This is a genomic window from Corynebacterium ulcerans (genome assembly GCF_000767685.1).
GTDB classification, from domain to species: Bacteria; Actinomycetota; Actinomycetes; order Mycobacteriales; family Mycobacteriaceae; genus Corynebacterium; species Corynebacterium ulcerans.
Genome location: NZ_CP009622.1, coordinates 2,043,120 through 2,064,252, shown reverse-complemented (window position 1 = coordinate 2,064,252; position 21,133 = coordinate 2,043,120). Strand labels below are relative to the sequence as shown.

Below are 21,133 nucleotides of genomic sequence, written 5' to 3'. Positions count from 1 at the left end.
TTACATTTTGAGTATCGGAGGACTTGCTGGCGTCGTTACGCAAAATTGCAAAAAATTTGGTGACGTGTGAACAAAACAGGGATTAGCTGGGAATCCACGGTTCAATCGGATTTCCTTGCCAGCGGGTGTGCGCTGGAACTTGGTCACCGCGCATGACGAGTGAGCCGGGGCCGATAGTGGTGGCGTCGGCAAGCTTGGAAGCGGGAAGCGCGACAGAATGCGCCGCCAGGGTCGCTCCCGGTGCGATGGTGACGATACCTAGGCTCATCACGCGGTCTTGGAAGAGGTGGGTCTGCACCACCACGCCGGGGCCGATCGTAGCCCCAGCACCGATCTGGCAGAGGTCGGTCTCGGGCAGCCAGTACGTCTCAATCCACGCACCTTTGCCTACCTTCGCGCCGAGGAGACGTAACCCGATAGTGAGTGATCCCGTGCCGAGTGCGTGGTTAAAGAACCAGGGGGCCGCGACCACTTCCACAAAGGTGTCTTGCAATTCGTTGAGCCATACAAACCAACTCCACAAGGGGTGGTCGCCTGTGCGATGGCGGCCAACACACAGCCACTTCATGGCGACCGTGATCAGTAACGCAAGGGCTCCGGCAGCTATAAGAACCACACCACCGAGCAGGATCGTCGCCCCAAGGCCTAGGTTAATCAGTAACAACTGCAGGCTAGCTAGCACCGCTGTGGCAAGAACGCCACTGGTGATGGGGGCGAGCAGCCGGAGGGTTTCTATAGCGCCTCGGAGAATCCGCATCCGGAGACGCGGCCTATAGGTGCTGCTTTCCGACGCATCGGTGGTCACGGTGACGCGGCGCATGCGTTCTGGCGGCGAGCCCCACCAATTAGATCCAGCCTTGGACTTCTTTGGGGTGGAGGAGAGCACCGCTACGAGGGAGTTTTTGGCTAGTTTGCGCTGTGGGCCAGCGATGCCGGAGTTCCCCACAAAAGAGCGCTTGCCAATCTTGGTTGCCCCGGCGAGCATCCAGCCTCCGCCGAGTTCGTAACCGCCGACGAGGGTGTCGTCGGCAAGGAAAGAACCGTCGCGGATATCAACAAATGTAGGCACCATGACGGCGGTGGAGATTTCCACGTCTTTGCCCACCGTTGCGCCGAGGCTCCGGAACCATAAAGGCGTCAGCTGTGCGGCATAGAGCGGGAAAAGATATGTGCGGGCATCGTCCATGAGGCGTTGAATAAACCACACCCGCCAACCCGTGGCCGAGCGCACAGGAGCAACACCTGGGGTGAGCCGCAGGCTCAGTAGCCGGATGAGCGCCCAGACACAGAGCCCATAGGAGGTAAAAGCTATGAGAGTCCCTGCGGGGGCGGTGCCTATCATGCCCAGGAAAGGGTGAATGCCGGTGGCGTGCACAAAGGCGATCATGGCGGCCCCACCGATAGCCACTGCGCACAAAGGGAGAAGTGCGAGGAACAAAGAAGATAAGCCATAGGCGAGGACCCATTGGGGGCGGCGTGGCGGAGGTGTATCCGGGAAGCGGTGCTTGGAGCGCCCCACCTTTTGCGCCGGCGACCCAGACCACCGGGCGTTGGCTTTTATTGGTGTGTTTCCAGTGACCGTAGAACCGGCTTCCACGTGTGCGTTGTCGCCTATGACTGTCCCCGGCATGAGCACTGAACGGGCGCCGATGCGAGCATTTTTTCCCACATGGATTGCACCGATATGAATATGCCGGGCGTCTACCCAATAACCCGATAAATCTACTTCCGGTTCCACTGAACAGTGGTCTTCCAGGGTAAGAAGCCCTGTGACCGGTGGAATCGTGTGCAGATTCACGCCGTCGCCTACTCGTGCACCGAGCGCACGCGCATAGTAATTCACCCAGGTGGCACCTGCGATAGACCGGGACCCGGAGGCGTTGGCAATGCGCTCTGCTGCCCAGACTCGTAGGTGTGTTCGCCCGGCGCGTGGATAAGAACCTGGCGTGATTCCCTTAGTTAGAACTCGCGCGGCATAACCGCCGATCGCCAGTTTGCCCAGGGGAGTAACAAAGATGAGGAGGGCAATGACTATCAACCACGGGATATGTTGTGCCCAGCTGACGCCTGCGCTGGCTGCGATGTTGTTGATGAGTGCTAAGCCAGCCACCCATTGCAGGGAACTTAGCGTCATTGCCACTAATTGAACTAGCCCTTGGATAGCGCGGGCTTGAGCGGAGACCGGCTGCGCAGGGGCTTCCTGAGTAGAGGGAGCGACGTGGATGCTCTCTACATGCTCAGCAAGCGCGCCGAGGCGCGGGTGGTCATAAAGGTCGCGCACGGCGATGGTGGGAACCCGTTCGCGGATGCGTCCTATCAGTGTGGCTGCAGCTAGGGAGGTTCCTCCCAAGGAGAAAAAGTCTGCGTTGGCGTCGGCAATGTCCATCCCCAACACATCCACCCAGAGCTCGGCCAACCACTGTTCGGTGTCGCTGAGGTTCGCTGCTGTGACATCCGAGTGGATTGGCCAGGGGAGTGCGCGTTTATCTACTTTTCCGGAGGTCGTGGTGGGGAGCTCTGGGAGCACACAGAGCCGTGGGACAAGCGCTGCCGGCATTGAGCTGCTGAGAATGGCGCGGGCCTGGTCGTGATCGAATTCTAGGGACTCATCGGTGAGCGAGAGATATCCGACCAAAACGCTGTCTCCTGCGCCGGTCTTGTGCACAACCACCGTGGATTGGCGCACGTTGGGGAGGGCGGCTAGATGTGCATCGACTTCGCCGAGCTCAATGCGACGTCCCCCGATCTTCACCTGGTCGTCGACACGCCCAACAAACAGTAGGCCGTCTTCCGTGAGCTTGACGTGGTCACCGGAACGATAAGCGCGCGACCACCCTAACTCCGGGGCGTATTTTTCTGCGTCTTTCTGTGGATCCAGATACCGCGCCAGGCCAACCCCGCCGATAATCAGCTCGCCGACCCCGCCGATTTCTACTGGTTTTCCCTGTGCATCCACCACGGCTAGGTCCCAGCCGGCTAGCGGAAATCCGATAGATACCGGATGGCTTGGCCGCAACAGCGCGGCACAAGCGACCACGGTGGCCTCGGTGGGGCCGTAGGTATTCCAGACTTCTCGTTCTGGGGCGGATAGCTTCTCGGCGAGCTCCGCCGAACACGCCTCGCCTCCCAAGATGAGAAGCCTGATGTTGTCGAGCGCCTCTGTAGGCCAGAGCCCCGCCAGCGTGGGCACGGTAGAGACTATGGTGATGTCTCGGCGAATAAGCCATGGGCCAAGATCCATTCCGGAGCGCACTAAGGAACGTGGGGCCGGGACCAAGCAAGCGCCGTGTGCCCAGGCCAACCACATCTCTTCGCAGGAGGCGTCGAAGGCAACAGAAAGTCCCGCCAGCACTCGGTCGTCGGGGCCGATAGGTGCATCTTGTAAGAAGAGCTGAGATTCTGCGTCAACGAAGGCGGCGGCACTGCGGTGCGAGACTGCCACACCTTTTGGCTTTCCGGTAGAGCCAGACGTGAAGATGATCCATGCCGTGTCCTCTAGCGCAGGGACAGTTGGCGTAATCGGGGTGCTGTCTTGGTAGGAGTGAAAGCCGTCGTCGTTGTAACAGCCTTGGATGGTGGCTTCGCTAAAAACGAGTTCTGCGCGTTCATCGGGGTCGTCGGCATCCACTGGCACATAGGCTGCACCGGCTGCGAGGATGGACAAGATAGCGATGTAGAGGTCGCTGTGTCCTGATGTCATTCGGACACCAATGCGGCTACCGGGTCCCACCCCCGCAGCGTGGAGTTGTTGGGCACCTGCTTGAACGCGTTCTAGGAGTTCGCGATATGTGATGATGCTGCCGTCGTCGATAGCTGCAGCCTCGGGGAATGTGGTCGCCGTGTGAGTGAAGACGTCGTAAAGCGTTCGGGGAGAAGGCGCCTCGCTAGAGCGGAGGTAGTCAGAAGAGATCAACTAATCCTCGTTTGCAGTGATGATTGCTGCCGCTAGTTTGCGCAGGTGCTTGAGCTGTTTTGCCGTCGAGTCGTCGAGCGCGGCGTCCTCTGCTTTGGTCACCACTTCCGCGAGATGCGGATGCGCTGACTTGCCAGCCTTGGTAGCTTTGACGATCTGACGGCGACGATCCTGAGGGTCGCGCTCTCTCGTGGTCCAGGATTTGGCCTCTAGAGAATCGATAAGTCGAACCATGTCGGAGGCGTCTATCCCAAGGGCATCACACAGAGTGGCTTGAGTGGGGACATCACTAGAAACAAGACATGTGAGTACCCAATATTCCCGCAGGGTTATTCCTTCATGAGACAGGGCTTCTTCCACACAATCGCGTGTGCGGCGGCGCAGATGCTCTAGTTGGAAGGACGGTGATTGAAGAAGTGCAGCGGGAATATCGGCGACCATATAGTTAGGTCTATCACATTCTTAGGGAGTTGGTGGCGATAACATGGCCAAACGTTGCTCAGCCCACTCGACTGCGGGGAGGAAAGATGACCCCAGTACGTGTATGTGTCCTAAAAGTTTATCCAGTGCAGGCGCTGGATCTTCCCAATATGTGACATCGGCGCCGCGGTCACGCCAGCCATTAACCATGTCGCGGGCTTGCCCTGCGGGAATAATGCCATCATGCAGCCCCTGCGCCACGAACACGGGAACGTCGGGAGCGATAAGCCCGATTTCTTGTTCAGAAATGGCGCGTTGAAAGACCTCGGCGGAGATGAGACTGGTCAAGCGCTGCCCAGATACGGTGAGGATGCTTGTGTCTGGAAGCGGGATGGTAAGAAGGCTCTCGGGGAGGCAATCGCGGCTTGACTGGTCGAGCCACTGTTGGCCGCGGGTGTTGAGCAAGGTGTTTATTGGCTCGCGGACCTCTGGGTAGATCTCATACATCCCGGTGATCACATATCCCAGCGCGCCGGTCAGGGCGGTACCTTCCAAAGAACTGGAGACGGAAAGCAGATTAGCGGGAACTCCGCCAGCATAGGCTAGGGCGATGTTCACATCAGGAGCATATGAGCGGTGCATCTCGGCTGCGGCTGCGGATGCACCGCCGCCTTGGGAATACCCCCACGGAATAAGGGGAGTGTGACTGTTGACATCCGGTAACCCCAGCGTGGTGACGGCTCGCCCCAAATCCAACAGTGCAGCACCTTGGGCTTTCCTATTCATATAGGAGTGGTTACCTGGAGTGCCCAATCCTTGATAATCGGTTAGTGCTACGGTCCAGCCACGGCTTAATAACGCGGTGGCAGAAAACATCTCATATTCTCCGCCTAGTGTGAGCAGTTTTGAAGGTGCACAGGAATCGCCTGCTCCTTGAGTTCCTGGCGCTAGGAGTGCTACGGGGCGTGGGCCGGGGCCGCGCCACGGGGTGGTGGGTGTAAGCACAGCTCCGGTTACGGGGGTGGAAAAGCCGTTGGGGTGAGTAGACGTGTAGGCGATGCGCTTCATTTTTACTAATACGTCTAAGACAGGTGGCGAGACGTCCCGCTGGCTGAGAACAGTGCCCGGTGCGGTGTTTGTCGCAGAGGGGATAGATGAATAAAACCCGTCTGGGTCGGTATATGGGATGACCTGAGCTGTGGCCGGAGTGAACCCTGCATACAAAGCGGCAATAACGATTGTTGCTAGAGCTTTGGGGAACGAGCTTTTAAAGCGAGGTGGAAAGAGCATATACACGACCACTTCTAGATAGTTTTGCTATAAAAAGTAATGGACCTTTGAATCCTAGGGACTCTCAAGGGCTTTGTCTGGAGAGACACGCGCTAAATTTTGGTGTGCGTGTGGGTGTGGTCTTATCGGAGAGAATGACCTGCACAGTGTTGGGATAGGTCGATCATTCGGGGGTATTAGGTTAATTGAATGGAAAGGCAATGTTCTTCTATCTCGGTTGTCGGGCGTATGTTCTAGCCCATAGGGATACGTGAGACGGATCGCACCGATAGGCAACGTTGCTTAATTCGTAGAACTGCGTATTTCCGTTACTACCGCAAACATTCGAATCGAGGACACCGTGGCTGAACCACATTTAGGGGAAAACAGCCCCCTCCTACCAGCGAGGGAGCCACAAATTGCTGAATCGAAGACGCCCAAAGACAGGACGCACTGGCTTTATATCGCAGTGATCATTGCGGTTGTCGCAGGTATTGCTTTCGGCCTTATCGTCCCAGACCTTGCCAAAAACTTCAAAGTTATTGGCACGATGTTCGTGTCCTTAATCAAGATGATGATCTCCCCGGTGATCTTCTGCACGATCGTGTTGGGCATTGGCTCAGTGCGCGCTGCCGCATCGGTGGGTAAAGCAGGCGGATTGGCTTTAACGTACTTCATCATCATGTCCACTTTTGCTCTTGCCGTGGGTCTCTTGGTGGGCAACCTCATTGAGCCGGGCAGCGGTTTAGACATCGAGGCTACCGCGGGCGAGGGCGCCGCTTTTGCTGATAAAGCCGAGCATGGAACGGGGCTGGTCGGTTTTATCCAGTCGATCATCCCGGAGACAGCTTTTTCTTCTTTGACCTCAGGGTCTGTGTTGCAAACGCTCTTTGTGGCCTTGCTTGCAGGCTTCGCTGTCCAGGGAATGGGCAAAGCTGGCGAGCCCATCTTGCGCGGTATCGCTCATCTGCAGAAGCTCGTGTTCAAGATGCTCACCATGATTCTGTGGGTAGCGCCAATCGGCGCGTTTGGTGCTATCGCAGGCGTGGTGGGCGCAACGGGATTTGAGGCCGTTAAACAGCTTGCGATTTTGATGCTGGCTTTCTACATCACGTGTGTGTTGTTCATTTTTGTGGTGCTGGGAATCATTCTGCGCATCGGGGCAGGCTTTAATATCTGGAAACTCTTGAAGTACTTGGGTCGCGAACTATTGCTTATCGTTGCCACCTCATCTTCTGAGTCTGCGCTGCCAAACCTGATGCGCAAGATGGAACACGTGGGAGTGGATAAATCGACTGTGGGAATCGTGGTTCCCACCGGCTATTCCTTTAACCTCGACGGCACGGCTATTTATCTCACCATGTCTGCCATCTTTATCTCGGACGCAATGAATAAGCCGCTCACTCTGGGGGAGCAGATTGGCCTCTTGGTCTTTATGATTATCGCTTCTAAAGGCGCAGCCGGAGTATCCGGAGCGGGCATTGCCACGCTCGCCGCAGGCCTACATTCGCATCGTCCAGAGCTTCTCGACGGCGTCGGCGTCATCGTGGGCATCGATCGCTTCATGTCTGAGGCCCGCGCTTTGACTAACTTCAGCGGCAACGCCGTGGCCACGATTTTGGTGGGACGCTGGACCAACACGCTTGACGTACAACGGGCACATGACGTACTCGATGGAAAGATTCCTTATGTGGAATCTGCCGACGATAGCGACGTGCACTTTAGTAACCCCACGGTGACTAACCCGGCGCATGCGACGCTGCAGCCTACCCCGCAGGTGGACCTCACGCGTTACCAGAAATAAACAAAAGGCTAGGCCCTAGGGCCTAGCCTTTAGCTTTTATTCGGTGGGAAGTCCGGCTTCCACCCAACCATCGGTGCCTCCGGCAACGTTGATGGCTTTGATATCACGAGCCACGAGGTATTCCACCACGCGGGCGCTGCGTCCACCAGATTTACAAATCACATAGACGTCTTGCTCTGTGTCTACCTCGTTGAGGCGCACGGTGAATTCGCTCATCGGAATGCTGATAGCACCTAGAGCATGGACCTCAGCGTATTCGTCGGCCTCGCGGACGTCGATAAGCTGGGCACCTTGTGGGATATCGCGTACCGATACTTCCATGTTAAGCCTTGAATCGTTCGATAGCCTCGGCGTGGATCTTTTCCGCCTCAGCCTTGTCGCCCCAGCCGGAGCCGGTGACTTCCTTGTTCGGCTCAAGATCCTTGTAGTGAACAAAGAAGTGCTCGATCTCGTTGCGCAGGAACTCAGAGACGTCGGTGATGTCCTGAATGTGATCCCAGCGAACGTCGTCGATGACGCAGAGCAACTTGTCGTCGCCGCCTGCCTCATCGGTCATCTTGAACACACCAACGGGGCGTGCCTTAACGATCACGCCAGGGAATACTGGCTCAGGGAGGATGACTAGAGCATCCAAGGGATCGCCGTCCTCGCCAAGGGTGTGATCGATGAAGCCGTAATCCAGCGGATACGCCATGGGGGTGAACAGGTAGCGGTCGAGGTAAACCTTGCCGGTTTCATGATCGACCTCGTACTTGTTACGGGAACCCTTGGGGATCTCGATGGTGACTTCCATGGTCATGCGATGCTCCTTAATAGAATCGGAATACTACCGTACTAGGATAGCGGCAATGAAGAAGTGGTGGATGTCAACAGTGGTAGTAACGGCTGCGGTCATAGCGACGGTGGTGTTCGCTGTTGCTAATGTGCTGGTACATGATCCGGTGCAGGTAGATAAGCCGGAACGCGGTATTACGGCCCTTGAAGCGAAAGATGTGGATAATACTGGGCTGAAGGCCACCTTGAGCGCAATGGCTCAAGATAGGCGGCTGGGTAACTTTGGAGCAATGATCACTGATATCACCACAGGTGAAGTGGTCCTTTCTCACAATGCTGAGACTGCATTGACCCCAGCCTCAGCAACAAAATTACTCACAGCCGCAGCCGCATTGTATGAGCTCGGCCCGCAGGACCGCATAGTCACAGAGGTGCGGAAGAAAGACCGGACGGCAATAATCAAAGGCTCCGGGGACGTGTGGCTGACCCACGAGCAAATTGATTCCTTAGCTGCGCAGATCGGCACAGGGGTAGACACTGTGCTTGTCGACGCCACCGCATGGAAAGACAAGCTCCTCCCCGGATGGGACCCCGCTGACGTGGACGCCGGATTCGTAGCCCCCCTGGAGCCTGTGATGCTCTATGGGGGACGGCTGGGGGCGACCTCAGGCGATGTTCCTAGGAGTCATCGTCCGGCCTTTGATGTAGCAGAAGCCCTGGCCAAGCGATTGGGCGCGGGGACCGTTGGATACACGGATTCCTCGGAGGGGGACGTGGTTGCTCGTACCGAGTCGCCAACGTTGCAAAAGCGCATCTCCATGATGATGGAAGACTCAGATAACGTTATGGCGGAAGCCATTGGCCGGGAACTCTCCGCGGAGCGTCCCGTGGAGGCGACCCTCGACGTGCTGAGAAAAAATGGCGTAGACGTCAATGGTTCAACGGTCGTGGATAACTCTGGACTGAGCTTGGATAACCGGATCACTCCGAAACTGCTGAGCCAGGTGGCTTCCGCTTCCGTGTTGGCGCTACCGGTAGCAGGCGGCACAGGAACGCTGGAGAATCGCTTTAACAACACACCAGGAGCTGGTTGGGTTCGCGCCAAAACTGGCACGCTGACCGGGGTTTCTGCGTTGGCCGGGGTTGTGCCGTCGAAAAGCGGGCACGTGTATAGCTTTGCCATGATCTCTAATGGCTCCGAGATTAGACAGGCTCGCGAGGCCCTCGACGCCATTGCGAATGCGGTGCGTGAGGCTTAGATGTTCTGGCCACGAAAAAGCCCACGCTTTATGGCCTGCCGGGTCGCAGTCCGGGCGGTAACCGACCGTGACGTGGTGGTGGGACTTTCGGGTGGGCCGGATTCCCTGGCACTGGTCGCCGCACTGGTCGCCGAGAAATATCGGGTGCTAGCTGTGTGCGTGGATCATGGCCTGCAACAGGGATCGGAGCATGTGGCGGAACGTGCGGCGGAGACCGTGCGGGGGCTAGGCGCGGAAGCCACTGTGGTCCAGGTGGACGTGGAGAAAAGTGGAAGCCTCGAAGCGAACGCGCGCCGGGCTCGCTACGAGGCTCTGCGAGGGTTTGGAAAACCAGTGGTGGTGGGCCATACCGCGGACGATCAGGCCGAGACGTTGTTGTTGGGGGCGCTGCGAGGGAAGGCCGCCGGCATGCTGGTTCAGGGAACCGTATGGCGACCTTTCTTGTCGGTGCGCCGCGCAGATACCGTGGGTGCATGTGCGGAATTGGGGTTAGAACCGTGGCACGATCCGCATAATGACCAAAGAGAATTTAGGCGCGTTGCTATCCGCCAACAGGTGATCCCGTTGCTCTCTGACATCATTGGCGGCGACCCCGTCCCAGCGTTGGCACGAGCTGCCATGAATATTGCGCACGACGATGAAGCCTTGCAGGTCAGCGACGCAACTTTGGATGAGTTGCGGGCCGCGCATCCAGCTTTTCGACGTCGCTATCTCGCTGCTTTCCTCCAGGAAAACAAAGCACCGGTTACAGGCGCTAACATCGACGCAGTAGAACGCCTGGTCACCGATTGGCATGGCCAAGGCGGCGTAGCGGTTGGCAACAGGTTGGAAGTAATCCGCAAAGATGGCAAACTTTTGTCGAAAGAAAGGTGACAGATGCACGACAAGAAGGATTATCAAGTGCCCGTCAACTCCTACGGAGCTGACGTTGAGGCCGTCCTCGTGAGCGAAGAAGAACTCCAGACCCGCATCAAGGAGATGGCGGCGCTGGTGTCAGAGAAGTACCGCGACGAAGAGGACGATCTCGTCTTGATCTGTGTGCTCAAGGGTGCGGTATTCTTCCTCACCGACTTTGCCCGGGCTCTCGACATCCCCTGTCAGATGGAATTCATGGCGGTGAGTTCCTACGGTAACTCCGCCACGTCTTCTGGCATGGTGCGGATTCTGAAGGATTTGGACCGCAACATCCAGGGCTGCAACGTAGTGATTATCGAGGACATCATTGATTCCGGCCTCACACTTAAATGGCTGATTCGTAACCTCAATGGGCGTAAGCCAAAGTCCTTGGAGATCGTCGCGTTGCTGCGTAAACCTGAGGCAGTGAAGACGGATATAGACTGCCTTGACATCGGTTTTGATATTCCCAATGAATTTGTGATCGGTTACGGTCTAGACTTCGCAGAGAAGTACCGCGACTTGCCGTTTGTCGCTTCGCTGCATCCTAAGGTTTACAAGTGAACAAAAAAATCCTGCAGTATTCGGTGATTGCTGCCATCGTCTTGATGGCCATCTATGTCTTTACTTTGCTGGGCAACGACGCCCGTGGCTATAAGCAAGTAGACACATCTGTTGCTATCGCTCAGTTGGACAAGAAAAACGTCAAAGAAGTCCAAATCGACGATCGCGAACAGCGCATCCGCATCAAGCTCAAGAACGCCATCGACCACGAGGGTCGCGAGGTTTCTGAGATCCTGGCTCGGTATCCCGCGCGTACGTCCCCGGAGATCTTTAGCAAGGTAGAGAAGTCCGAGGCAGAGAAGTACTCCACCAACGTGAATAAGGAGAACTTCCTCGTTTCCATGCTCGGATACATCCTGCCGATGCTGATCGTTTTTGGTCTCATCATGTGGATGTTCTCCCGTATGCAGGGAAACAGCATGTTCGGTTTTGGTGGTTCCCGCGCTAAGGAACTGAACAAAGACATGCCCACCAACACGTTTGCAGACGTGGCTGGTGCAGAAGAGGCCGTGGATGAGTTGCATGAGATCAAGGACTTCCTTGAAGACCCATCCAGGTATGAGCAGCTGGGCGCAAAGATCCCACGTGGTGTTTTGCTGTACGGTCCTCCCGGTACGGGTAAGACCCTCTTGGCTAGGGCCGTCGCCGGAGAAGCCGGTGTGCCGTTCTACTCAATCTCTGGTTCTGACTTCGTAGAGATGTTCGTTGGCGTGGGTGCTTCCCGCGTGCGTGACCTTTTCAAACAAGCCCGCGAGAACAGTCCCTGCATCATCTTTATCGACGAGATCGACGCCGTGGGCCGGCAGCGTGGTTCCGGTATGGGCGGCGGACACGACGAGCGCGAGCAGACGCTTAACCAGATGCTGGTGGAAATGGACGGCTTTGGTGACCGCGAAGGCGTGATCATCATGGCTGCTACTAACCGACCAGACATTCTGGATCCGGCTTTGCTGCGTCCTGGCCGTTTTGACCGCCAGATCCCAGTAAGCAACCCGGACCTCAAGGGACGTGAACAAATCCTCCGCGTCCATGCCAAGGGCAAGCCCTTTGCCCCAGATGCAGACATAGAGTCGCTGGCTCGTCGTACTGCAGGTATGTCCGGTGCAGACCTCGCCAACGTACTCAACGAGGCCGCGTTGCTCACGGCACGTATTGGCAAGACCGTGATTACCGCTGATGCTCTGGAAGAAGCCACAGATCGAGTGGTCGGCGGGCCGCGCCGCTCCAAGGTGATTTCCGAGAAGGAAAAGAAGGTCACCGCATACCACGAGGGTGGACACACGTTGGCCGCCTGGGCGCTGAAAAACATTGAGCGGGTGTACAAGGTCACCATCTTGGCGCGTGGACGTACCGGTGGACATGCCATGACTGCGCAAGAAGACGACAAAGGCATGTACAACCGCGATGAGCTGTACGCACGCCTTGTCTTTGCCATGGGTGGACGCGCGGCTGAGGAGCTGGTGTTTGGTGAGCCCACCACCGGCGCCTCCGCAGATATTGAGCAGGCAACCAAGATAGCCAAGGCCATGATTACCGAGTACGGCATGTCGCCTACTCTAGGTATGGTCAAATACGGCGAAGAACAGGGCGATCCCTTTGCCCGTGGTGGTAGCGGCGGAGTGCTGGAGTACTCGCCAGAGGTCGCGGCGCAGATTGACCGCGAGATGCAGTATCTGCTCGATCGTGCGCACACCGAGGCGTACATGATCCTCGCCGAGTACCGCGATTACCTGGATCGTTTGGCAGAGAAGCTCTTGGAGAAGGAGACCCTGCGTCGCCCCGACCTGGAGGAGCTCTTCCAAGGCATCGTTCCGCGTGAGGTGGGGGATGTCTTCCCGGATGAAGACGCCCGTTTCCCACGTCAAGCCGGACGCGAGCCAGTGAAGACCCCCACAGAGTTGGCTATCGAGCGAGGCGAAGAACCCCCGAAGCCGTTCACGCTTCTCGACGCTTCCAAGGCGGAGCGTGCGCGTCGTCAAAGCGAAAGGGCAGATCGTGTTTGATCGCGATCGCGCGGAAGCAGCAGTCCGGGAACTCCTTATTGCGGTGGGCGAGGACCCGGAGCGTGAAGGACTCCAAGAAACACCGGCGCGTGTGGCAAAGGCATATGCAGAGGTCTTTGCCGGCCTGCACACTGACCCTACGGAGGTCTTGAACAAGACTTTTAGCGAGGACCACCGTGAGCTAGTACTGGTTCGAGACATCCCGATCTACTCAACGTGCGAGCATCACCTGGTGCCTTTCTTTGGCACGGCGCACATCGGATACATTCCGGGGCAGTCCGGGAAAGTGACGGGCCTATCTAAGTTGGCGCGTTTGGTGGATCTGTATGCCAAGCGTCCCCAGGTGCAGGAGCGATTAACCTCTCAGGTAGCCGATGCTCTGGTAGAAAAACTGGAAGCTCAGGCCGTGATCGTGGTGATCGAATGCGAGCACCTGTGCATGGCGATGCGCGGCATACGTAAGCCAGGAGCCACCACCACCACATCTGCGGTTCGAGGCGGTTTCCAAACCAACGCGGCCTCCCGTGCGGAGGTTTTGAGCCTTATTCGGAGCTGACATGACGCACGTAATGGGAATCGTCAACGTGACTACTGATTCCTTTTCTGATGGCGGAAAGTATCTCGATCTCGACTCCGCGGTGGCGCATGCCAAGCAACTCGTGGCAGAGGGCGCGGACATCATCGACGTAGGCGGCGAGTCCACCCGTCCAGGTGCCACTCGCGTGAGCGAACAGGTTGAGCTTGCCCGCGTCGTTCCTGTGATTAAAGCCCTGCATGCTGAAGGAATCAGGACGTCAGTAGATACCATGCGTGCCTCGGTCGCTGCCGCAGCAGCCGAGGCCGGGGTTAGTTTGCTTAACGACGTCTCTGGCGGCCTCGCAGACAAGAACATGTACTCGGTTATGGCTGATACGCAGCTTCCTGTGTGTCTGATGCACTGGAAAACGGCAACCTTTGGGGATGCCGCAGGTGCGCATCACACCAATGTGGTGCGCGATGTTCATGAAGGCCTGGACACACTCATTGGCAATGCCCTTGCCGCGGGTATCGACGCGAAAGCCATTGTCATCGACCCAGGCCTCGGGTTTGCTAAAACCGCAGAGGACAACTGGGCTTTATTGAACGCTCTTCCAGAATTTATGAGAAAGTATCCGGTACTCGTGGGGGCGTCGAGAAAGCGCTTTTTAGCTAGCCTAGGCTCAGACGTGGACGCAGCGACCGCCGCAGTCACAGCAATCGCGGCTCATCAGGGCGTGTGGTGCGTCCGGGTACACAACGTGGCGCTATCTCGAGCGGCTGTGGATGTTGCAGCGAAATGGAGGAAGCATGGATCGCATTGAGCTTAAAGGCCTTAAAGGCTACGCCTATCACGGAGTCTTTGAGCATGAGAAACGCGAGGGGCAGGAGTTCCTTGTTGACATCACCTGTTGGCTCACTTTTCCCACGCAGGATGATCTGACCCAGACGGTGCACTATGGCGAGCTAGCACAGCTGGCGTATGGAATTCTTACCGGGGAGCCACGCGATCTGATTGAGACTGTCGCATCGGAAATCGCCGATACGGCCATGAGCACTTTCCCGCTTTCGGGCATTGAAGTGACGGTGCATAAACCGCATGCGCCCATCCCGCTCGAATTTGCCGACGTAGCTGTGGTGGCAAGGCGATAACATGAGAGCAGTTCTATCCATCGGGTCCAACATGGACGATCGCTATGCCCTCTTAAGGTCGGCGTACGAGGAGTTCTTACCTGACCTCGTTGCTGCATCGAGTATTTATGCCACTCCGCCGTGGGGCGTGGAAGACCAGGATGAGTTCCTTAACGCGGTGCTCATCGTGGATGTGGATGAGACACCGATGGAGCTGCTCAAACGCGGTCAGGCTTTAGAACAAGCCGCGGAGCGCAAGCGGATTCGGCATTGGGGCCCTCGGACTCTCGACGTAGATATTGTGTGTATTGAGGGTGTGACATCAGATGATCCTGAATTAACACTGCCGCACCCCTATGCACACGAGCGCAATTTTGTGCTGGTCCCGTGGCTTGAGGCGGATCCTCACGCAACCCTAAACGGGCGTCCGTTATCGGAGTTGATCACCGGAACCTTCCCGATTGTGGGGACCTTATGAAACAAACCTCCGTCCTCGGGCTGTTAGGGGTTTTCCTCTTCTGCGCTCTTGCGTCCTTTATTTTGGTGATGCGATTTTATGGCGTGCTGCCCTCGGTTCCTTTGGGGGTGGCGATATGCCTGTGGGGGATGGCGGTTTTATGCGTGCTGTTGGCTGTCCGGGTGCGGACACGCATTAAAGATGACCAGATTGGACAAGATCGCTCGCAACTGAATCCTGTGACAGCCGCGCAGTTCCTTGTGATAGGCAAAGCCTCTGCATGGACAGGAGCTATTTTCGGCGGGGGCTATGTGAGCCTGGGAATCTTTGTGCTCACATCGCATATTTCTGCGCAAGATCTACCTATCGTGATTGCCTCTGCGCTCGGTGGGGTGGCGATGTCTGCGGCAGGATATTGGTTAGAAAAATCGTGTACGGTGCCGCCTGTGGATGCAGTGCGGTAGTTTGGATGGCATGAAGGACAACGGGCAGAAGTTACTCATTGCGCTTGTCGTGCTGTCTTTGGTGGCAAGCATAATCATGCTGTTCACTGGTAACCAGGGAGTACTCAAGCTTGCATTGCTTGCGGCGCTCTGGGCAGCCGTGCTCGGATTCTTTCTGGTGGGCCGTTACCGTGCGCAGGCAGAAGCTCTAGAGCAACGCGTCGAGGAACAAGAGACCTTGGCGCAGATTAGAGAGCAAGTGGCGCAAGTGCGGACTCAACTGGAAACCCTCACGGGGCAGGTTTTTGTTGAGCCGACGATGATCCAAGCACAGGCCACTCGGATCCCAGAAATCGAGCAGGCTAGCGATCAAGAAAAAGCAGAAGAGCTGCGTGCTGCTGCCTTTAGAAATGCCGTTGCTGCGGAGACCAATAGCTTTGCCAAGGTCGATTGGGTCCCCACCGAACCTGAACCGCATGGCCGGCGCCGACGAGAAGAGCGCTCAGACGCGGTTTCCGTCGCTGATTTGCTAAAGCGCAATCGGTGAGGCCGGTTCTTTCGATCAGCGGGAACAACGAGATTGTTACTCGGCTGATTGCTGTGGGGCACCGCCGTGCTGTGGAACACGCGGAATTAGCATTTGATGAGCCCGCTTGGGACGGTCTCGTGGGGCGATTATCCGGTATGTCCTTTGTCCTTAAAGAATTAAAGCCGGATATTTACGCTGTTACCGCCACAAACGACGTCGCTGCGACCGTGGCTGAGCTCTTGCTCGCAGAGATCGGAGCGCATGCTATTCATATATCGCAAGATAAATGGCCAGAGCTGCTCGCTGGACTAGTACAGGTCCAACAGCTAGAACAGATGCGTGATTCAGCGCGGGTACTGCTTCAACCCATGCTGGGCGATATTACTGAGGAATTGTTGTAAGGGAATTATGTTTCAATTTGGCCAGGCGCAGGTTTTTGACGATATTGCGATGGTAAGTCGTGCTTTTAGGAAACAAGGCAAGCCCGTTGTGTTGGTCTCTATTGGCACCCAAGTGCACGCGGGACACGTAGCGTTGCTCCGGACGGCGAAGCGAATCCCGGGGGCCGTGGTTGTCGTGGTAGCTCGCGAGAACCAGCCGGCTTTCGCCGAAGAACGAGTCGATGCCGTTTACATTGATCACAGCGAGCCAGAGCGCACGCTTATCGACGCCTCCCCTCGGCTGACACGTCGGATAGCACTGCTGAACCTGGTCGGCCCTACAGACGTCATCTACGGCGAGGACGATTATGCATTCTTGCTGCAGACGCAGCGTGCGATTACTGACCTACATATACCGGTCAAGGTGCATTCGGTGCCTACGGTGCGGATGCCAGACGGAATAGCCATTTCCTCCCATAACGCCCTGATCCCCGCGGAGGATCGAGAGAAAGCATTGGCTCTTTCTGCTGCGGTTACCGCGGGGGCGCTGAGAGGCGTTGACGCTGCGAAACAGGTGCTTGTTGCAGCTGGGGTAGAACCGGACTATGTCCGCTGTGAAGATAACCGCGTGTATGTGGCGGCTACCTTCGGCGGAGTCCAGTTGATCGATAGTGCTAGTGATCTGAACCAGGAATAACAGTCGTGTGGTCGCGGGGTTCCTCGACGTAGAGTGGCATGTCCTTCTTTGCCTGGTAGAACGGCTCGTTGATGGGGGCTAGAGGTTCCACGCCCTTGATCAGGTCGGCAGCTTTTTCTGCCATCATGACCACGGGGGCGTAGATGTTTCCGTTAGTGATAATCGGCATGACGGAAGCGTCGCAGACGTAGAGCCCTTCAACGCCATGAACCTGCATCGTGTCGGGGTCTACCACCGCGTATTCGTCGTCAGCAGAACCCATTTTTGCAGTACATGATGGGTGCAGGGCCGTTTCTGCGTCGTTACGCACCCATTCCAGAATCTCCTCATCAGTCTGCACTTGCGGGCCGGGGGAGATTTCTCCGTCTGTGAACTCCTTCATCGCAGGGGTGTCTAGCAGCTTGCGGGAGGTCCGGACGGCTTCTACCCACTCGCGCCGATCTTGGTCGGTAGCCAGGTAATTGAAGATAATTTCTGGCTTTTCCTTGGGATCTGGCGAGGTGATATGAACGTGGCCGAGGGTATCGGAATACATCGGGCCGACGTGGAATTGGAAGCCGTGTTCGCCTTCTGGCTGGGAGCCGTCGTAGCGGATCGCCATTGGAAGGAAGTGGAACATGAGGTTGGGGTAGTCCTCGTCGTCGTTGGAACGAGCAAATCCGCCTGCTTCAAAGTGGGAGGACGCCACGGGGCCCTTCTTGGTGAGCAGCCATTGCAGACCAATCTTGGGGCGATTGATCATCTTGTAGTAGGGCTGCGAGCTCACCGGTTGGGTGCAGTTGTACTGCACATAGACCTCGAGGTGGTCCTGAAGATTGGCGCCGACACCGGGGAGGTGCTTACGAACTTCCACGCCGGCCTTTTCCAAGACCTCGCGGTCGCCGATTCCGCTCACCTGTAGCAGCTGTGGGGTATTGAACGCACCGCCGCAGAGAATCACCTTGTCCGCGTGGACTCGACGAGTCTTCCCCTTCCATTCGTATTCCACGCCGGTGGCTTTGTCACCGGTGAAAAGGATGCGAGTGGTGAATGCGCGGGTGCGCACATCAAGGTTCTTACGCGATTTGACTGGGTGGAGATACGCGCGGGCTGCGGAGAGGCGCTTGCCCTTGAAGATGTTGCGGTCGAAGGGGGCGAACCCCTCCTGGCGGTATCCGTTGACGTCGTTAGTCAGCTTATAGCCAGCTTCCTGCACGGAGCGGAAAAATGCTTGGAAGAGCGGGTTTGTGGCAGGACCACGGGTGAGCTTGAGAGGACCATCATGGCCGCGACGTGGGTCGTCGGGGTCGGCTGCTAGCGCAGTTTCCATCTTGTTGAAGTAGGGCAGCACATGGGCATAGTCCCAGTTCTGCATGCCCGGCAGCTTTCCCCATTTCTCATAATCCATGGGGTTTCCGCGTTGAAAGATCATGCCGTTGACTGAGCTGGAACCTCCAAGCACTTTGCCGCGTGCGTGGTAGATGCGGCGCCCATTCATTTCCGGCTCTGGCTCGGACTCGTAGGCCCAGTCGTAGTACTTGTTGCCAATCGGGAACGAGAATGCCGCGGGCATGTGAATGAAAAGATCCCAGAGTGAATCGGAGCGCCCGGCTTCTAGCACCATGACCGAGGAGCCATCTTCGCTGAGGCGGTTAGCCAAGACAGAACCTGCGGAGCCGCCACCCACGATCACCACATCGCGGTGTCGATCCTCAACCGTTTCTCCAGCCGTGTCATGCGAAAACAAATGGATGTCCTTTCTGAATCGTTTCCGTCCAGTCTGCCAGCGTCCCGGTGTCCCGGCCACGGCTCTGTGTATTCTCGGGTCAGGTTCCCTCTTCGGAGAATATGCAGTTCACCGCAATATTTCGGGTGGGGAAACTATCGAATATTGGCAGGTCATGCGGTGTAGTTCCTGTCGATCGGAAGAAATTATTGAGGAGTTATCCAGTAATGCCGAACACAGCATTAGGGGATGAGAGTGGACATGACTCTCCACCCGTAAATGGGGGTAAAGTCCTTGTTGGTTCCTACAACGTAGGAACGAGCGGGGTTCCTCCTGCCCGGACTAATTGGCCCGTCTTTCTCGCCTCGGCGGCGGGGATCCTCGCCGTGACGCTGTGGGCTTTTATTGGACGAGAATCCGCGGAAAAGGCACTTGGAAGCGTTACCACGTGGATCGCCACCAATTTTGGATGGTTTTATATCCTGACTGCCACAGTGGTGATCGTGTTTATTTTGGGGGTGGCTTTCTCGGGTGCCGGGAAGATCCGACTAGGCCCGGATCACTCTCGCCCTCAGTTCAAATTGTTCTCCTGGTCGGCGATGCTCTTTGCTGCTGGTATCGGCGTGGACCTCATGTTCTTCTCTGTGGCAGAACCGGTGGCTCAGTATTACGGGCCACCCGTGGGAAGCGGGGAAACCCGTGAGGCTGCAGAAGAGGCAGTCGTGTGGGCGCTCTTCCACTATGGTTTTACCGGATGGGCTATGTATTCGCTTATGGGAATGGCATTTGGCTATTACGCATATCGGTTGAATATGCCGCTTGCTATTCGCTCGGCGCTGTATCCGCTCGTCGGCAAGCGTATCCATGGTCCGATCGGAGACTCTGTTGACGTGGCAGCCATGCTGGGAACTGTGTTCGGTATTGCGGCATCGCTGGGTATTGGCGTGGTGCAGCTGAATTACGGCATCAAGGTGCTCTTTGGCGTGGAAGAGGGTGCGACATGGCAGATCATCCTGGTGGTTGTCTCAGTGGCTATCGCGACGCTGTCTGCGGTATCCGGTGTGGATAAGGGCATCAAAATGCTCAGTGAGATCAACGTGGTCCTGGCCATTGCACTGATGGTGTACGTTGTGGTGGCAGGAAAGACGGCCTTCCTCCTCGACGGACTCGTGATGAACATCGGCGACTACGTGGCTTCGCTGCCCGGAATGACGATGGACACCTACGCCTTCGCGGATGATCCCGAGCATACAAAAGCCTGGCTCGGGGCCTGGACGCTGTTCTTCTGGGCATGGTGGGTAGCCTGGGCGCCTTTTGTTGGTCTGTTCCTTGCCCGCATTTCCCGAGGGCGCACCTTGCGCCAGTTTGTCTTTGGAACGTTGAGCGTGCCTTTCCTTTTCATCCTTCTGTGGATGAGCTTCTTTGGTAATTCCGCGCTGGACATCGTCAGAGGCGGCAATGACGAGTTTGGACATGCCGCAGCCGAGGAACCACAGCGTGGCTTCTATGATCTGCTGGCCACCTATCCTGGGGCGACTGCGATTATCGCCCTGGCCACCTTGATCGGTCTGCTGCTGTATATCACCTCCGCGGACTCGGGTGCATTGGTGATGAGCAACTTCACCTCCACCACAACGCATTCAAGCCAGGATGGGCCCGTGTGGTCACGCATCTTCTGGGCCGTGCTGGTGGGCGCGCTTACCGTGGTGTTGCTGCAAATCGACGGCGTGACCACCGTGCAGTCCGCGACAGTGGTGATGGGGCTGCCGTTTACGGTGGTGATGTATCTGATCATGCTGGGATTGGTCAGGTCCTTCAGACTGGAACGTGCCCAAGTGGACGCCCGGACAATCTCCATGCACGGGGCGATGTCTGGGCGTAGCTCGGACGGCAGTACGTGGCGTCGCCGGCTAAGCCGTGCCAACACCTGGCCTAGCGCTGCAAAGACGCAACGTTTCCTGGAAGAAGTAGCTACCCCGGCGCTCAAGCAGGTGGCTCAGGAGCTGTGCGATCGTGGCCTTGATGCCTCGCTTGTTGCTACCGACGTGCCGGAATCCCCGGTGGGAAGCCTCGACCTCACGGTTGATCTGGGAGACGAGCAAAACTTCCGCTATCAGTTATTTGCGGTGTCTAATCCCGTGCCGTCCTTTACCAAGAACCCAGGAAAAGAGCACTACTACCGCATTGAGGTTTTCGACCTCACAGGCTCTCTTGGATATGACGTTTTTGGGTATACAGGTGAACAACTCATTGATAACGTGCTCGATCTCTATGAGCGCCATCTGGAGTTCCTCCACATGCAAAAAGACTTGCCAGGCAGCTCTGATCTTAGCGACGGCGCTCAGCCGGTACGCTTCTGGCGCGAAGACCACTAA

The 21,133-nt window shown here is 56.9% G+C and carries 20 protein-coding genes; 14 read left to right on the top strand and 6 right to left on the bottom strand.

Features of this window, described 5'->3' with window-relative positions; all coding sequences use genetic code 11:
• Positions 1–82: 82 nt before the first annotated feature.
• The 3 genes from CULFRC11_RS09340 to CULFRC11_RS09330 are packed head-to-tail and all read right to left on the bottom strand — an operon-like array spanning position 83 to position 5,623.
• Positions 83–3,913 carry a Pls/PosA family non-ribosomal peptide synthetase gene (locus tag CULFRC11_RS09340; RefSeq protein WP_038620806.1) on the bottom strand — a complete coding sequence of 1,277 codons (3,831 nt, stop codon included), beginning with the start codon at positions 3,911–3,913 and terminating at the stop codon, positions 83–85.
• Entirely contained in the window at positions 3,914–4,354 is a 441-nt protein-coding gene (locus CULFRC11_RS09335; RefSeq protein ID WP_013912372.1) for a MarR family winged helix-turn-helix transcriptional regulator, read from the bottom strand. It lies immediately after the preceding gene.
• Positions 4,355–4,375: 21 nt separating this feature from the next.
• Positions 4,376–5,623, bottom strand: a complete 1,248-nt coding sequence (locus CULFRC11_RS09330) for a lipase family protein (protein ID WP_023636331.1) — start codon at positions 5,621–5,623, stop codon at positions 4,376–4,378.
• Between the two features lie 340 nt (positions 5,624–5,963).
• Here CULFRC11_RS09330 and CULFRC11_RS09325 point away from each other — a divergent pair, with 340 nt between their 5' ends.
• Positions 5,964–7,406 carry a cation:dicarboxylate symporter family transporter gene (locus CULFRC11_RS09325; RefSeq protein WP_038620803.1) on the top strand — a complete coding sequence of 481 codons (1,443 nt, stop codon included), beginning with the start codon at positions 5,964–5,966 and terminating at the stop codon, positions 7,404–7,406.
• A 36-nt stretch (positions 7,407–7,442) separates the two neighbouring features.
• Here CULFRC11_RS09325 and CULFRC11_RS09320 read toward each other — a convergent pair whose 3' ends face one another.
• On the bottom strand, positions 7,443–7,727 hold the full coding sequence (locus CULFRC11_RS09320) for a rhodanese-like domain-containing protein (RefSeq protein ID WP_023636330.1): 285 nt from the start codon (positions 7,725–7,727) through the stop codon (positions 7,443–7,445).
• Between the two features lies 1 nt (position 7,728).
• Positions 7,729–8,205, bottom strand: a complete 477-nt coding sequence (locus CULFRC11_RS09315) for an inorganic diphosphatase (RefSeq protein ID WP_013242650.1) — start codon at positions 8,203–8,205, stop codon at positions 7,729–7,731.
• A 49-nt stretch (positions 8,206–8,254) separates the two neighbouring features.
• Between CULFRC11_RS09315 and dacB the strand changes: the two genes are divergently transcribed.
• From dacB to CULFRC11_RS09255, 12 genes are read left to right on the top strand one after another with little or no spacing between them, the layout of a single operon-like run.
• Complete coding sequence (dacB, locus tag CULFRC11_RS09310) at positions 8,255–9,439, top strand: D-alanyl-D-alanine carboxypeptidase/D-alanyl-D-alanine endopeptidase (RefSeq protein WP_031270619.1); 1,185 nt, start codon at positions 8,255–8,257, stop codon at positions 9,437–9,439.
• A gap of 30 nt (positions 9,440–9,469) precedes the next feature.
• Entirely contained in the window at positions 9,470–10,312 is an 843-nt protein-coding gene (gene tilS / locus CULFRC11_RS09305; protein ID WP_031270618.1) for a tRNA lysidine(34) synthetase TilS, read from the top strand.
• 3 nt (positions 10,313–10,315) lie between these two features.
• A complete protein-coding gene (gene hpt, locus CULFRC11_RS09300; RefSeq protein WP_014836795.1) occupies positions 10,316–10,897 on the top strand; it encodes a hypoxanthine phosphoribosyltransferase in 582 nt (193 codons plus the stop codon).
• Complete coding sequence (gene ftsH / locus CULFRC11_RS09295; RefSeq protein WP_023636327.1) at positions 10,894–12,900, top strand: ATP-dependent zinc metalloprotease FtsH; 2,007 nt, start codon at positions 10,894–10,896, stop codon at positions 12,898–12,900. Before hpt ends, ftsH begins: the two co-directional genes overlap by 4 nt.
• The gene (gene folE, locus CULFRC11_RS09290; protein ID WP_013912364.1) at positions 12,893–13,456 is read left to right on the top strand and encodes a GTP cyclohydrolase I FolE; all 564 of its coding nucleotides are present in this window, start codon (positions 12,893–12,895) and stop codon (positions 13,454–13,456) included. Before ftsH ends, folE begins: the two co-directional genes overlap by 8 nt.
• Before the next feature lies 1 nt (position 13,457).
• Complete coding sequence (gene folP, locus CULFRC11_RS09285; protein ID WP_023636325.1) at positions 13,458–14,240, top strand: dihydropteroate synthase; 783 nt, start codon at positions 13,458–13,460, stop codon at positions 14,238–14,240.
• Positions 14,227–14,568, top strand: coding sequence for a dihydroneopterin aldolase (folB, locus tag CULFRC11_RS09280; RefSeq protein ID WP_023636324.1), 342 nt, complete (start codon positions 14,227–14,229; stop codon positions 14,566–14,568). Before folP ends, folB begins: the two co-directional genes overlap by 14 nt.
• A gap of 1 nt (position 14,569) precedes the next feature.
• Positions 14,570–15,025 carry a 2-amino-4-hydroxy-6-hydroxymethyldihydropteridine diphosphokinase gene (gene folK, locus CULFRC11_RS09275; RefSeq protein WP_013912361.1) on the top strand — a complete coding sequence of 152 codons (456 nt, stop codon included), beginning with the start codon at positions 14,570–14,572 and terminating at the stop codon, positions 15,023–15,025.
• Entirely contained in the window at positions 15,022–15,468 is a 447-nt protein-coding gene (locus CULFRC11_RS09270) for a DUF3180 domain-containing protein (RefSeq protein ID WP_023636323.1), read from the top strand. Before folK ends, CULFRC11_RS09270 begins: the two co-directional genes overlap by 4 nt.
• Before the next feature lie 10 nt (positions 15,469–15,478).
• Entirely contained in the window at positions 15,479–15,994 is a 516-nt protein-coding gene (locus CULFRC11_RS09265; RefSeq protein WP_029974149.1) for a DUF6779 domain-containing protein, read from the top strand.
• Entirely contained in the window at positions 15,991–16,377 is a 387-nt protein-coding gene (locus CULFRC11_RS09260) for a hypothetical protein (protein WP_023636322.1), read from the top strand. The genes CULFRC11_RS09265 and CULFRC11_RS09260 overlap by 4 nt, the downstream gene beginning before the upstream one ends.
• 7 nt (positions 16,378–16,384) lie before the next feature.
• The gene (locus CULFRC11_RS09255; RefSeq protein ID WP_023636321.1) at positions 16,385–17,053 is read left to right on the top strand and encodes a pantoate--beta-alanine ligase; all 669 of its coding nucleotides are present in this window, start codon (positions 16,385–16,387) and stop codon (positions 17,051–17,053) included.
• On the opposite strand, the gene betA is transcribed toward CULFRC11_RS09255, so the two are convergent.
• Complete coding sequence (gene betA, locus CULFRC11_RS09250; RefSeq protein WP_023636320.1) at positions 17,031–18,779, bottom strand: choline dehydrogenase; 1,749 nt, start codon at positions 18,777–18,779, stop codon at positions 17,031–17,033. The two genes, CULFRC11_RS09255 and betA, sit on opposite strands and share 23 nt — an antisense overlap.
• A 206-nt stretch (positions 18,780–18,985) precedes the next feature.
• Here betA and betT point away from each other — a divergent pair, with 206 nt between their 5' ends.
• Entirely contained in the window at positions 18,986–21,133 is a 2,148-nt protein-coding gene (betT, locus tag CULFRC11_RS09245) for a choline BCCT transporter BetT (RefSeq protein ID WP_013912355.1), read from the top strand.

Coding starts and splice junctions, on each gene's coding strand:
- folK (WP_013912361.1), top strand. CDS start 14,570: ATGAGAGCAGTTCTATCCATCGGGTCCAACATGGACGATCGCTATGCC.
- CULFRC11_RS09265 (WP_029974149.1), top strand. CDS start 15,479: ATGAAGGACAACGGGCAGAAGTTACTCATTGCGCTTGTCGTGCTGTCT.
- dacB (WP_031270619.1), top strand. CDS start 8,255: ATGAAGAAGTGGTGGATGTCAACAGTGGTAGTAACGGCTGCGGTCATA.
- CULFRC11_RS09315 (WP_013242650.1), bottom strand. CDS start 8,205: ATGACCATGGAAGTCACCATCGAGATCCCCAAGGGTTCCCGTAACAAG.
- folP (WP_023636325.1), top strand. CDS start 13,458: ATGACGCACGTAATGGGAATCGTCAACGTGACTACTGATTCCTTTTCT.
- hpt (WP_014836795.1), top strand. CDS start 10,316: ATGCACGACAAGAAGGATTATCAAGTGCCCGTCAACTCCTACGGAGCT.
- CULFRC11_RS09335 (WP_013912372.1), bottom strand. CDS start 4,354: ATGGTCGCCGATATTCCCGCTGCACTTCTTCAATCACCGTCCTTCCAA.
- CULFRC11_RS09330 (WP_023636331.1), bottom strand. CDS start 5,623: ATGCTCTTTCCACCTCGCTTTAAAAGCTCGTTCCCCAAAGCTCTAGCA.
- betT (WP_013912355.1), top strand. CDS start 18,986: ATGCCGAACACAGCATTAGGGGATGAGAGTGGACATGACTCTCCACCC.
- folB (WP_023636324.1), top strand. CDS start 14,227: ATGGATCGCATTGAGCTTAAAGGCCTTAAAGGCTACGCCTATCACGGA.
- tilS (WP_031270618.1), top strand. CDS start 9,470: ATGGCCTGCCGGGTCGCAGTCCGGGCGGTAACCGACCGTGACGTGGTG.
- CULFRC11_RS09255 (WP_023636321.1), top strand. CDS start 16,385: ATGTTTCAATTTGGCCAGGCGCAGGTTTTTGACGATATTGCGATGGTA.
- CULFRC11_RS09320 (WP_023636330.1), bottom strand. CDS start 7,727: ATGGAAGTATCGGTACGCGATATCCCACAAGGTGCCCAGCTTATCGAC.
- CULFRC11_RS09270 (WP_023636323.1), top strand. CDS start 15,022: ATGAAACAAACCTCCGTCCTCGGGCTGTTAGGGGTTTTCCTCTTCTGC.